At 35.1% G+C, this 13,773-nt stretch carries 8 protein-coding genes and 2 pseudogenes; 3 read left to right on the top strand and 7 right to left on the bottom strand.

The genetic code is table 11. The annotated features are described in order from the left end of the window. Positions 1-188: 188 nt before the first annotated feature. The 3 genes from ACFIKI_RS06885 to ACFIKI_RS06875 are packed head-to-tail and all read left to right on the top strand — an operon-like array spanning position 189 to position 2,688. A complete protein-coding gene (locus tag ACFIKI_RS06885) occupies positions 189-485 on the top strand; it encodes a hypothetical protein (protein WP_375666484.1) in 297 nt (98 codons plus the stop codon). Further along, on the top strand, positions 482-1,429 hold the full coding sequence (locus ACFIKI_RS06880) for a DMT family transporter (protein WP_375666482.1): 948 nt from the start codon (positions 482-484) through the stop codon (positions 1,427-1,429). The genes ACFIKI_RS06885 and ACFIKI_RS06880 overlap by 4 nt, the downstream gene beginning before the upstream one ends. After that, positions 1,426-2,688 carry an acetyl-CoA carboxylase biotin carboxylase subunit family protein gene (locus ACFIKI_RS06875; RefSeq protein ID WP_375666481.1) on the top strand — a complete coding sequence of 421 codons (1,263 nt, stop codon included), beginning with the start codon at positions 1,426-1,428 and terminating at the stop codon, positions 2,686-2,688. The genes ACFIKI_RS06880 and ACFIKI_RS06875 overlap by 4 nt, the downstream gene beginning before the upstream one ends. A 270-nt stretch (positions 2,689-2,958) precedes the next feature. Here ACFIKI_RS06875 and ACFIKI_RS06870 read toward each other — a convergent pair whose 3' ends face one another. The 7 genes and pseudogenes from ACFIKI_RS06870 to hutH all read right to left on the bottom strand — a co-directional run bounded on the left by ACFIKI_RS06870 (position 2,959) and on the right by hutH (position 13,428). Beyond that, positions 2,959-5,712: an autotransporter outer membrane beta-barrel domain-containing protein gene (locus ACFIKI_RS06870; RefSeq protein WP_375666479.1), complete on the bottom strand. Its 2,754-nt coding sequence runs from the start codon at positions 5,710-5,712 to the stop codon at positions 2,959-2,961. A gap of 740 nt (positions 5,713-6,452) precedes the next feature. Then, a pseudogene (locus ACFIKI_RS06865) lies at positions 6,453-6,923 on the bottom strand (hypothetical protein). Between the two features lie 166 nt (positions 6,924-7,089). Continuing rightward, entirely contained in the window at positions 7,090-7,491 is a 402-nt protein-coding gene (locus tag ACFIKI_RS06860) for a hypothetical protein (protein WP_375666478.1), read from the bottom strand. A gap of 383 nt (positions 7,492-7,874) precedes the next feature. Continuing rightward, positions 7,875-8,246 (bottom strand): annotated as a pseudogene (locus ACFIKI_RS06855) (hypothetical protein). 1,042 nt (positions 8,247-9,288) lie between these two features. Continuing rightward, entirely contained in the window at positions 9,289-10,665 is a 1,377-nt protein-coding gene (locus ACFIKI_RS06850) for an amino acid permease (RefSeq protein WP_375622368.1), read from the bottom strand. Between the two features lie 448 nt (positions 10,666-11,113). Further along, entirely contained in the window at positions 11,114-11,473 is a 360-nt protein-coding gene (locus ACFIKI_RS06845; protein WP_375666477.1) for a hypothetical protein, read from the bottom strand. Positions 11,474-11,889: 416 nt separating this feature from the next. Beyond that, the gene (gene hutH / locus ACFIKI_RS06840; protein ID WP_375666476.1) at positions 11,890-13,428 is read right to left on the bottom strand and encodes a histidine ammonia-lyase; all 1,539 of its coding nucleotides are present in this window, start codon (positions 13,426-13,428) and stop codon (positions 11,890-11,892) included. Positions 13,429-13,773: the final 345 nt, after the last annotated feature.

Below are 13,773 nucleotides of genomic sequence, written 5' to 3'. Positions count from 1 at the left end.
ACCGCGGCCATTAGATAAAAATCCGTATATAAAATTAAAATTGGTTTACAGGTCTTCTAAAAGAAACTAAAGTTGATTTAATTACAGTGCGTATTATGCTACAAAATCATCCAAAATTTTGGAAAGAAACAACTGAATTTTTTCTATTAGAACGCATATTTCCTTAGCCAAAAAGTTCTGATCAGCATATGACATTCGATGCTGGCATAGGTGTCTTGCTTTTTGAAATATTGATGCGAAACAAAGCATTGATTGAAATAAATCAAGATTATCTTCAATTTGATTTGGAGCGTCTTGAAAAAGTAATAGTATTGATGATAGCAGATATAGAAACACTTGAAGCATTAAATTTAGATGACGCTTATTTGGCAGGAGCTAAGGATTATATCCAAAATAATCTTGGAAAACCACAGACTTCAAAGTCACGATTTAATTTTTCAACATCATCTTATGCACAGTACATTATTGGGGGATTAAATCATTGAGTTTCTTAAAAGGACAGTTATTCCTATTTACCTTTGCTATTCTAGCATTGTTTTCCATAAGTTGGTTATTATCTAAGAATTTGGTTAGCAATATACCCGTCATGCATGCAGTTGGACTTAGGTTGTTTGCCACTGCTGCCACCTTATGGCTGATTGCAGTATTTCGTGAGAAAGCTGTTTTCAGATCCCTACCATTGCTTTCCATGATACCTTCTTTTTTTATTCTCTCAGTGTTAGGATTTTCGCTGTATTTTGTATGCAGTTTTGGCGCATTAAAGTCTCTCAAAGCCAGTAATTTAACCATGGTGCTCGCTACTATTCCAGGGATTACTTATATATTAGGTGCATTGACAAATGTCCTTAAATTCTCATGGCTGAAATTTAGCGGAGTGATAATTGTCAGTGTAGCAGCTGTAGCATTCAATATAAACAGTGGAGAAGGTGGATATTATAACCTGATAGGAGTAGGTCTTGCTTTAACAGCAGCCCTTTCTTACTCTGCTTATGGCTTATTGTCTAAACGTTATCTTAAAAATTTACCTTTGCTCACCTCACTGGCTTGGATCACAACAATTTCTGTCGCATCATTTATGCCATTATTCATTTTTGATCCTGCCCCACTCTTATATCTTCATTTAGAAGATATATTTAAAATATTGATTTTAGGAACTGTTTGCTCTGCACCAGTTTACGTTTTGTACCAAAAAGTTTTAGCTGAGGGAGGCGTATTATACGCCAACACTATTGGCGTATTATCCCCTTTTGCAGTGGTTATATGTGAATGGGTAATCGGCTCGAATCCTTCTCTCAACATTATCAAAATAATTGCTATGATGATGGCTGTTATAGGAATGACACTCTTATTTATAGATGCATCAAAGGTATCTGGATGGCAACAAAAACGTCGTGTCCAAAATTCCAAATTTAATAAGGAAACAAAATGAAAAAACTCGCGTTAGTTTGCCAGCGCAATGCAAAACTACCATTTATATTTGAAGCAGCACAAGCAGCTAATATCGAATTAGTAATGATCTATGATACCGCTGAAAGTGCTCCCACTCAACACCCCGCAGCAGTCACTTCAACTTGGCAACTTCCTGTTTTTGATAACCCAGAGTTAGCTCTAGACACTTTTGCAACGGGAGCAAAAGAACGCAATATTTCTGGGATTATGACCCTTCGCGAAGAAGCTATCCTATGGACAGCTTTGGCTGCAAAAAAAATCAATACTCCAAGTATTGAGCCAGAAGTAGCAGTATTAACCCGAAATAAATATCTCATGCGTCAAGCTTTTGCTAAAGCAGGCTTAAGAACACCAGGATTTTTTTATATAGATAATCCAGAAGACCTATCACAAGTACATGCCTTAGACTATCCGCTCGTTATTAAACCCGTTTCTGGATGGGCAAGTACAGGCGTCATGTTAGCTAAAAATCCCGCTGAATTTTCTAATCTCATTAAAGCCGTATGGAATATTCAGCATAAAGACATGGCACGTTTTAGTGATAAAAATAAACCTGTAGGTTTAATCGTAGAACAGTATTTGCCAGGAAAAGAGTTTGTCGTAGAATGCTTTGTTGATACAGCAGGTGTACATGTTCTGTCCGTTGGAGACAAGGGACAGCCTGAGGGACCATGGTTTGAAGAAACAATTTATCGTCAACGCTGTGATATAGATGATCCTTTAATTATTACTTTATGTGAGGCTGCATGCTCTGGAGTCAAAGCTCTTGGTATAAATATGGGGGCTGCCCATGTAGAACTACGCTTAGATGCCAATAACTTACCCTATATCATTGAGATCGGTGCTCGTATAGGTGGATCAGGTGTTTCCCATTTTATTGTGGAGCAAGGTACAGGAATTTCATTTGCAAAACTCTGTATGAATGCCGCTTTAGCTGAACAAACCCCAGACCTTCCCGATATACTCCCAGCTGAAAAAGTGGCGGCAAATTATATTATTCCTCTTCATGGGTATGGACGCTTCTCTGGATTTTTAGGTCTCGATAAGGTCGTACAACATCCACAAACTAGCAGAACTATCATTTTCTTTGAAACAGATCATATTTCACCACCGCCACCAGCATTTGGTGGATATCCCGGTTTTATTTTCTCTGTTCATGCCTCAAACGAAGAAGCACGCAATTACCACAAATGGCTCGATAACACCTTAAGCATCATATGGCAAAACATTGATTTATAATCATAATTTATCTTTATTCATATTGAATAAGAACCCCGATATTGTAGGATTTTCTCATTTTAAATCTGTTTATCAGATGGACAAATTTTTTAAAGCATTTGAGAAATACTATAGCAGATAAAAATAAATCAACGTGATCCTTCCATACCTATTTAAACACATGATACCATTATTAAAAGAAGCAATTAAAATTCTGCACCATCAATGGTTTAAATCCCGACAATAAAACAAAACTTTTAAAATCACATTTATTATTTTTAAAAAGATTGCTTAAAAATGATAGCGCAATCCACCAGAAAAACGAATTCCAGAAAAACCTGCCTTGGTTAACGTGTGCTGATAGCTAAGATCACTGTAAAGTGTGACTTTAGAAGAAAACTGTGAATTGACACCCAAGCCAACTTCTAAGGAAGAACCAAAAGAACTCAACTGAAAAACATCTTTAAAATGCACAAATTGTTCTTTACCAAAACAATGAGCAAGATGAATATTGCCATAAAAAGAAGTGATACGATCCTTTTCAGAGGCTGTAAATGTTTTACTTAAACGCCCACCAACACGCATAAACCATTGATCTATTTTTTTCATCTCAACATCAAATCCGTCAATATCACGAAACTTATCAAATTGCAGATGTTGATAAATAAGCTGAAATTGCGGATCAAAAATAAGACCTTCACGTCCTATCATAGACACTTTACCAGCAGAAAAAGAAACGTTGAGAGGTTTTGCTTTTAATGTTGCCGTCTTACCCCAAACATGGCTACGCACATCCCCTTTAAACAAACCATAAGATAAAAGACCGTCTACGTAAAAATCAGTGTTGTGTTCCACACTAGCGTATGCCGTAAATGACCATTTATTAAATGTACTCTTTTGACTTTGTTCCACATTATGAGGTTGTAAGGAAAGTTTTCCATAGGTTCCCATAATCCCAAAAGATGTCGTATTATGTGCACTCTCTACCGTTTTAAACAAAAGATTTGTTTCTATAGCGTTATAATCAACACGTCCATCGTACCCATATTTAAGTGTAGAAAGATCTGAGATATAACGATAATGCCCACCATAACCGTGAACAGATAAAGAAAAATTCTCTTCGTTTTTTAATAATTTACGAGGAATAGACCGCGTAGCTTGCAACTGCTTTTGTTGATGACTAATATCCATAAGTCCAACATGAAATAAAACATTTGGTAACAAAAGATAGGTTGAAACTTGTGGAACAACCTCTCTGACCTTTAATGCAGAAGGAGGAATAGCAGACACCTCTAAAGCAGGCTGAATATATTTACTTTCAAGGCGGAAATCCCAAAAATCTCCATCTCCTTCAACCAATCTTTGAGAAGTTTGTGCATTTCCAAGAGCAGAAGCTGGACCATAAGCATGAAGATAATATTGGTAAGGCAAACCCTCTAATGCGATATAAGGACGATCTAACTGAAAAGAATCCTCTGCCGCTTTTCCAGAAACCTGAATAAGTGAAATACTATGAGCATTTTCACCGGTTGCTATCTCACCCTGATTTCCTGAAACAAATTGCACATAAACTGTCGTTTTTCCAGAAACATCACCATGTATCAAAAGCCGATCAGTTTTTTTATTATCGAGCAAACCTTCACGACTGCGGTATGTATTGAGATAAATATCTGCCCTCTCTTGCGCACTATAAACTTCTTTCTCTCCCTTCCCAATATAAAGCGTCTGATACTCCTGAAACATTGGTGTCTCAAAAGCAATAAAACTATCAGAAAGTTTTACAAATGAAATAGACGAACTTGTAGGGTTTGCAACTTGTGAAGCTATCGCTCTTCTTTTTGTCAAAAACCATTTTGATCCCCCTGTTAAATAAAGCTCAGCAATAGAATCATCGGCAACACGAGTCCCTCCTATCAATGAAGAAGAATTAGCCAAAATCGCTACACTCCCCCCCCTTTCAGCTGTTAATAATAAGTCACCAAAAATTTTTGTACCTTCTGTTACTCCAATATAAATACGACTGTTATGACTATGAACAGCTGTCCCATCTGGAACCTCAAAAATCGTCCTTTTCAAAAAGACAAGCCCCTGTTCATACGCATCATTTTCCCCATCCCTCTCAAAATACATACCATGTTTGTTACCGATTGCTTTAATTGTTGAATCTTCAATATTAACCCGTGAAATTAAAATATTTCCTTCCCTGCCATTATTGGATGGTGTATTAGAATCTTGTCCAACTGTTAAAACATGAACATCCGTAGAAATAATATTCGTATTTTTTACATAAACAGAACCCTGATGTTTTACATTGAAAACTGTATGTGTAATTTTTCCATTTGTATTTTCTTTGTCTTCTGTTTTTTGATATTTTGAAGCAATGGTAACACCATCTAAAGTCGCACTCCCCGCTCTCCCCACATAAAGCGCAGCAGCATCATTCACATCAATAAATCCACTTTTCATCTGAATACTCGCATCAGCCCTAACGAAAAGAGCACTCTCTCGACCGATACCCTGACCTTCCACTTTAATTTTTGTATTCGTTAACGTAACAGATGCTCCTAGATTCTCTGCATAAGCAGCTATCTGAGAAGATTCAATTGTTCCACGATCAACCTCAATCATTCCACTATCAGCTTTAAGACCTATTGATACATTTTTAAAAGCTGAATCGCTCAAAACAACTTTTCCTCCTCGTGATACCACAGCACCATAAATATCTTCTACACCTGCAGTCCCTTCAACCTCTACACGCATTGCCTCAATAACTGTATTTGGCTCCTGTACGACTATAGCAGAAGGCAACATGTGAGAACGACCATCGCCATTCTTTTCTTTAACAAATGCCGTGAATTTATATACTTTATCACTAATTGTATGCTTTGAACCATCACTGCATCCGTAAGGTAATTTGTTTTCATCACATGACAGTGATACAAATGAATGAGAATGTGCCTCAATATTTATGTTTAACAAAAAAGAAAAAATAGCTGCTGTAAAAACACACGAATATAAGCGATTTTTAGATGCTTTGCTTATCATTGTTTTTTAAAACTTTCTTTTTCTCAACAAACACAAAAAATGCTGGTACAAAAATAAATCACAAATTAAATACGATAAGAATAAAATAAACAAAGTGATTTTATTATTTTTATGATAAATGATAGGGTCTTATAATATGTTTTGTATTTTATGTAAAGAAAGAACAAACAGTTTTAAGATACCATTTAGGATTACGATCTCTTAAAGAATTACCCCCTAAAAGTTCTGAAAACTGTAATATAAGCGCCAGACAACTAAACCACAACAAAAACCTAAGGAACTGTAAGCCATCTAACAAAAAATTGAATAAATAAACAAAACCTCTCTTAATGCCCTATCATCAATATTTAGAATTAATCAATGAGCTACTTTAGAACATATCATCTCAAAATAGATCATAAAACGAAAAGCTATTTACATCAAAATTACCCGCATAACACTTTCATATCCTCTGATAAAATCTAAATACAATAAAACACTCACTCTCCTGTAAAAAACATCAAAATCATTTCTATAAAAGCAATTTATTTATGATCGTTAAAGAAGGTATTTTAGCAAAGCTATTCTTTGCCATTTTTTATATTGAATAACCTTCTCCAAACAATAACTCACCATCCCCCAATATTATTATCATCTGACAATAACACATCACTAAGCTAGTCTCTGATGAATATAACTATATCGAGGATAAAAGAGCTGCATTTTTACTCCCTCTCCCCATTAATATTTTCATTGAATTATTACTTGAAAGTTGAATATATTTTACTGTCAATGATCACTTTTTCAATTTTTTTTATTTTCTGGCGTTTGTTATCATTTTCAAAACGTAACATCAAATCTCGCTCTTGTTTTGTCGAATTGGTTGCTCCAAAAGTATCATTGTCCATAACCTGCTGATACCCTGCTACTATTAAATTGACTAAAAATGAATCACTTCGCAGTGCTGATGAAAAATAAATTCCCTTTGAATCCTGTAGTTTGTACCCACAACCTACTTTAGTCATGCACTCATAAATCGCTACAAATTCACTTGCACGCGAATCCATATTTTCAGGAGAAACATAGAATGGTTTCTAGCCACATTTTAACAGTGCTTGTTGAACCATAGATTTATTGACACTGGGCGTTTCCCATAATGCCAACGTCGATGGAGGAGATTTGCTAACACATCCCGCAAAGCTTAACAAAGTTATAGCACTCAATAATTTCAATTTTTTTTATTTTTCCCCTTCTCTCAATATTCACGATAAAAAAGCTTATAAGCCTGTGCTAATATTTTTTCGCATGTAAGATGGTTAGTCCATTGAAAAACAATCCCGCCTCCCCCCATGCGAGAACAAGAATATAAAGATTATTGATTACAAACAGCATCAATATTTAAGGTTGACATTCTGGTTGCTCTTTATGCTCTTCACAATGAGGACTATTCAAGCGCCTCTCTACACTTCGCTGAGGAATAACAGCATCAGGCTGACAAATTGGAAGATTTTCATACTTTTCACACCACTTCACCCTTCCCAATTTATCTTGAAAACCTGCTTGTATCATGCATGCATTCACAGACTCCTCAGCATTGAATTTCTCATCAGTAGTTGTTTCTGTATCAAGACGATCATCAAGATGCTGTATTCCACATTCTAACAGAGCTTTTTTGATCTCAAGCTGATCTGCACCGGATTTTTCCCATGCATCTACAACTGTTCGAGAAGTCTGCTCTGGGTAACATCCAGCCATAACAAATAAGGTCATCCCGCTGAATAATTTTAAAATCTGCTTCATTTTCCTGTCCTTGAATAATTTGATATTATGAAACAATCCATAAATTACTTTACATGCTGCTTGTTCACTTCCAAAACAATGATGGACATTATCAACCTTTATAATCATTTATCTCTTTCCGATGATTTGCCATCAGTACCGTATCAAAAATACAGCAAAGTTACTACTTAAATCATATTTTATCAATGTTATGCGTGTAATTATTCTCAATATTTTGATTACAACCTAAATAGATCTTTTTATAAATTGTGGCTCCTGCATTTGTAGTCCTCATAAATGGTAGCATTGAAATGATTGGTTGAGAAAACAATCCAGCCATTCCAAGCAAATGCAAAGATGGAGGATTGTTTCTCATCACCAGCAGAAAAACTTAAGGATAGCATTCATATTCTGGATTTTTTACAAAACGGACTGTTTAAGCACTTTTTGACACTTCGTTGCGTAATGACAGTACCTAAACCTGGATGACAAATGGGTAAAGTTCTCGGCTTTATAATTCTCATACCAAGTCCATCCCCCCACTTTATCATGGATAATCAACTTGAAGCATGCAAGCTTTAATAGATGCTTTCGTATTGATGCTTAGCTTTCTGTTCTCTGAGATCGGTATCATAAGGGATTGGCTTGCCACACTCTAACAGTGCTTTTCCTATCTCAGTAAAATCTTCATCTGGATTCTCCCATGCCGTCAAGTATCCTGCAAGAGACTTCCTAAACTGGCAACCAATTATGACGAATAGAGCTAAGACACTCAATAAGTTTAAAGTTCATTTCATTTTTTCCTCCTTAAATTGTCAGCATGCTGTACTGCATAAACAGCTGCTTCTTCACAGAAAAGTAAAGATGCCATTGAAGGAAACATGGACCTTGCACGTCCAACACAATGTTGCCAGCTGTCCCCCAAATGGATAAGACGGTTGTGGTATGCACTTCAAATTTATTGAAAGATTTCTCGTGTAAAAACTGTTTGCCAACGATTGTTGTTGGTTGTAGTGTTCTTGAGCACCTTTTATGGTAATATTGAATATTTTACACCGTAATACAGTTGCGGAGTGCATTTTGTCCGCCACCACTTGTGATAAAAATTACTCTCGTATCAATATTATAAAAAATAAGTTTGATCCTTACTCTTGTGAGCGCAATAACAACAAGAGACGTAAAACTGTCACACGTTTATTGTTCTCTTCAATTTACTTTTCCTATGAGATTTTATTGTAATACCTTGCTGCTCTTTATTAAAGTTTTCGCAAACACAATGATACAATGCCTCTAATGACTTTGTTATCCACTATTTTCTACCAACGCCAATTCTCTTTGAGAAAAAATAATAGAAATAAAAAACTTCAACCCTTCTTTTCAAGAAAAGACATAAAGAACTTTATCTTCGCTTCTAAAAGAGATAGTAGTTTCCTAAACAACAAAATTTAAACAGCCAATTTTTTTAAGAGCTAAAAAAACAATTCTTACAATAACTTCTCTTGTGAAACAGAACTTCATTAATACGTTTAGAAAAAGATATCTGCCTATAATCTTGTATCTGGTAAAATCTATTTGCGCTGTTAGGCATTTTAACCTGAAAGACTTATATTGATGGCACAGCTCACCATCAAAAAACGCCTAATATTTATATGATTTTGTCGTTACCGTAAGCAATGGCTCACAAAAACTTCCAAAGCAAAATAATAACGAGCAGATTTTTTCAATCTAGATTGTTCTAACCTTTAGAGAATAACAATCAAACATCTGTTTTCCTGATGACATCAGCTATTTGTTTTGAGCTTTATCTCTATTCACATTTTATTGCTGTTTCTTTTTCTTAAAATTATAAAGTTTAAGTGCATAGAAACAAACAACAAGCCAAGCAATCCAACTAACACCTATAATTAAAACCGGTCGCGTCTCATCAAAATACCATAAGAGAATAAAAATAAAAACCATAAATAAAATAGAAAAAATCGACCCTATTGGCCAAAATGGAATGGGAAATTTTAAACCATTCTGTGCTTCTTTAGGCATCTTAATTCGCATAAAAAATTGTGAAAGTAGAATCATCATCCAAACAAAAACTGTCGCAAATGTTGCCATTGCGGCAATAAGAAAAAAAAGCTTTTCATGGTAAAAATAATTAAGGACAGCACCAAGAAGAAAGATACCAAAGATCATTAAAATAACAAAAACTGGTATACCATTTTTTGATAAATATTGAAACTTTTTTAAAGCATAACCTTCCTGCGATAAACCATGGATCATACGACAAGCACCATACATTCCACTATTCATTGCTGAAATAGCCGCTGTAACAACAACAATATTTAAAATATTTGCTGCATACGAAATCCCAAGATTTTCAAAAATAGATACAAAAGGGCTATCCATAAGACCAATCTCATTCCAAGGATAAAGAGACATTAAAATAGCTAACGTCATGACGTAAAAAAGCAAAATACGAACTGGAGTAGAATTAATTGCCTTTGAAATCGTTTGATGAGGGTTTTGAACTTCCATAACTGCCATGCCAATAATTTCTATGCCACCAAAAGCAAAAACAACAACACTAAAGCAAGCTAAAAAACCAAACCAACCATTGGGAAAAAGTCCACCATTTTTCCATAAATTATGAACAGTAACGGTAGAAAAATCTGCCCCTTCCCCCCCCCAAAAAAAAATAATTGCTATTCCTAAAATAATCATCGCAATGATAGCGATAACTTTAATAGAAGATAGCCAAAACTCTAGTTCACCATAGACTTCTACAGCAGCTAAATTAATACCTGTGATGATTAATGTAATACTCAGTGCCCATACCCAAGGAGCAACATCAGGATACCAAAACCCCATATAAGTTGCAAAAGCTGTAATATCAGCCAAACCCACAAGAATCATTTCAAATACATATGTCCATCCCGTTAAAAAACCTGCTAATGGCGATATGTAATTTGCCGCATAACGAGCAAAAGAACCAGGTAATGGATTATGAAGTATCATCTCTCCTAAAGCCCGCATAACCATAAAAATAGCTAAACCAGCAATACAATAGGCAATCAAAACACTGGGACCCGCAAGCTTAATTGCCTGTGCAGACCCATAAAAAAGACCTGTTCCAATAGCAGAGCCAAGAGCTAAAAAAATAACTTGGCGCTTACTCATCCCTCTTTTCAATTCATTTATTGCCATTTCTTTCCTTACTTTTTGAAATGCTGACACTCCACACCACGATAACAGCTTTATGATAAATAAAGCCTCATGTTTTTTTCACAAATATATTTCAAAAAACATCGAAGACCAGCCAATCCAACACTTTGCTCTAAACAATGAAAAAATACTTTTATTGCGAATTATTCAGCTTTTATAGCCTGCAATTTTGTATTATTTTATTCAAATAAAGTGATAATGAATTTTTTTATAATTGTCATTTAATTCATTTCGTATTCTCTAGTTTTTACAGAGAAAATTAATCTTAATGTAATCTAAACTTTTAGGCTTCTATTTCCGTGCACGGAAATAGAAGCCTAAAAATTCATAACAAACGTATTAACTATGCGTACAATTAATTTTTTGTTACTTTAAGAAAACTCTCTTTGAGCCCAAAAAGCAAACTTTTTACGCCAATTGAATAGCTCAATCAATGATAATACGAATCTCGCAAGCCTTCAAAAGTATGAGAAATTGTATTTACAACCCATCTTTTAAGGACTCCAACTGTCTTAAAGATAAACTTTCCAATGGAAAAAAAATATGCGCTAAAAATAGAATCTTTGACTGTTGGCCCAATAATAGCATTCTCTTTATCTTCGGGATTTTGCCCTGAGATAGCAATAAAATCTTTGTTTTTCGCTAAAATCAGAGACTCCTTCTCTTGGGCCACTATTGTAATGAAAACTTCCTCTGGAAAGCCACCTCTCCTACAATTTGCATGAATCTCAAGAATTTGAGAGAAAAAAATAACTGTTATTGATACACATAATCTAGCACTTTTAAACATTTCTTTCTCCTTTTTTATTTAAAATATCAAAAATGAAATATAAAATTCATAAAGTATTAACAAATAAGAAGAATCTACAATAATTTTTTTATTTTTACTTAATATAATACATATATTATAATTTGTACTTATAAAAATATAATATTACAACATATAATTTGTGAATATTATTTAACTTATATTAAAATTTCTGATAGAAATCAGAAAAGTATAGGTACTTTAAATTTATAGTTTCTATAAAATTATGATGCTAAATCAGATCCCTATAAAATAATAAAATATCTAGTTGACTATAAATAACATACATATACATAATTTATTAAATAATTCAAATATAGTATTGATCTTCTATATTTTCATATGAGGAAGTTTCAAAATTCAATATCCGCTCTTCATCATTGTCCTTAAAACAAATATTATTGAAAACTTAATGAAGGAAAAATTGTTTCTGGTAAAACAGATAATAAGTGCCCTTCGCGCACAAGTATATGAGCTTGATGAAGATCTGGAGCCAGATAGCGATCTTCTTTAAGAGAAGCAACATTTTTGCGTAAACATCCCATAACAGATTGCAAGAAAGTACTTGTTTTTAAAGGTGCACGATATTCAATTCCTTGTGCTGCAACAAGCGTTTCAATGCCAATAAGTGTAAAAAGATTTTCGCTCATTACCAATAACCGACGAGCTCCATGGCAAGCCATTGAAACATGATCTTCTTGATTGGCTGAAGTTGGTGTTGAATCAACGGAAGCAGGATGGGCCATTTGCTTATTTTCAGACATTAAAGCTGCCGCTGTTACTTCAGCAATCATAAAACCTGAATGAAGACCCGCATTATGCGCTAAAAAAGCTGGAAGTCCATAAGAAACTGCTGGATCAACCATAAGAGCAATACGCCGTTGAGAAATAGATCCTATTTCACATAAAGCAAGAGCAATCTGATCAGCAGCAAACGCTACAGGTTCAGCATGAAAATTTCCACCTGATACAACTTCACCATTCCTTAAAATCAATGGATTATCTGTAACAGCATTTGCTTCAATAATCAGTGTTTTTGCTGCTGCCAGCAAAATATCAAAACATGCCCCCATGACCTGTGGCTGGCAACGTATACAATAAGGATCTTGTACACGCTCATCCCCCCGTAAATGTGCTGCACGAATTTCTGAATCCTCTACAAGCTTTTCTAATGTTTTCGATACGGCAATCTGCCCATAATGTCCTCGTAAAATATGGATATCAGGATGAAATGGCGCCGTTGATCCCATGATAGCATCTGTCGTCAAAGCCCCAGCCAACAATCCACCACACAATGCCCGATAACCTCGAAAAAGACCGGCAAGTGCAAGGGCTGTTGATGTTTGAGTCCCATTAATAAGAGCTAGACCTTCCTTTGCCTCTAAAATAATAGGGGATAATCCCGCTTTCTCTAATGCAACCGCCCCACTCATACGAATATTTTGAAAAAATGCTTCTCCTTCTCCCATCATAACAGCCGCCATGTGAGCAAGTGGAGCTAGATCACCTGAAGCACCAACAGACCCTTTTTCAGGGATGACAGGAATGACGCCCTTTGCAAGCATATTTTCCAGCAAATTTACCAATTCTAGACGAACTCCTGAAGCCCCTCTTCCTAAAGAGATAAGCTTTAAGCTCATTATCAAACGCACAATATTTTCAGCTAAAGGCTCTCCTACCCCACAACAATGGGACAAAATAAGGTTTCTCTGTAAAACAGCGACATCGTCCGCATCAATTTTAATGGAAGCCAACTTCCCAAAACCAGTATTAATACCGTACACAGGCTCACTTCCAGCAGCAATTTCAGCAATGCGCTGAGCCCCTTTCTCGATAGCTAAATGCGTGTCATTATGAAGTTTACTCTCTTCACCATTAAAATAAATAGCTGTAAGCTCACTAAGCGTCACCTCGCTCGGTTTCAGTATAATAGTCATAATTTACTTTCTTTTTTTATCAAAGTATAATGTTTAGCATTATTGATCCTTCTATAAAACAAAAAAACTATAACGACTCTTTAAAACGAGAATGCTTTCTTAAAGACATTCCTTACAATGAAGTCATTATCCAAAAGTGGAATAGTTTACGATAAATGAAAATGAATATTGACAAGCTCAACCAAGGTCATGGATTTCAAAAATAGACAACGCATTAATTTATAATCATAATCTAGCATTATTAATATTAAATGAGAGAGCGGAATATCTTAAGACTCTCTCATTCCAAATCTGTGTATGTTGAATCAATCAAAACCATCCGCTTGCACGTCATAAGCGAGATTG

This window comes from Bartonella sp. TT121SHDZB (genome assembly GCF_042193415.1).
Lineage (GTDB): Bacteria > Pseudomonadota > Alphaproteobacteria > Rhizobiales > Rhizobiaceae > Bartonella.
The sequence above is the reverse complement of the archived record's forward strand: the minus strand, read 5'-3'. Positions and strand labels throughout refer to the sequence as shown.

Bases quoted from the DNA above. Each gene is read 5' to 3' on its own strand.
- hutH (WP_375666476.1), bottom strand. From the start codon at position 13,428: ATGACTATTATACTGAAACCGAGCGAGGTGACGCTTAGTGAGCTTACA.
- ACFIKI_RS06845 (WP_375666477.1), bottom strand. From the start codon at position 11,473: ATGTTTAAAAGTGCTAGATTATGTGTATCAATAACAGTTATTTTTTTC.
- ACFIKI_RS06860 (WP_375666478.1), bottom strand. From the start codon at position 7,491: ATGAAGCAGATTTTAAAATTATTCAGCGGGATGACCTTATTTGTTATG.
- ACFIKI_RS06870 (WP_375666479.1), bottom strand. From the start codon at position 5,712: ATGATAAGCAAAGCATCTAAAAATCGCTTATATTCGTGTGTTTTTACA.
- ACFIKI_RS06850 (WP_375622368.1), bottom strand. From the start codon at position 10,665: ATGGCAATAAATGAATTGAAAAGAGGGATGAGTAAGCGCCAAGTTATT.
- ACFIKI_RS06875 (WP_375666481.1), top strand. From the start codon at position 1,426: ATGAAAAAACTCGCGTTAGTTTGCCAGCGCAATGCAAAACTACCATTT.
- ACFIKI_RS06885 (WP_375666484.1), top strand. From the start codon at position 189: ATGACATTCGATGCTGGCATAGGTGTCTTGCTTTTTGAAATATTGATG.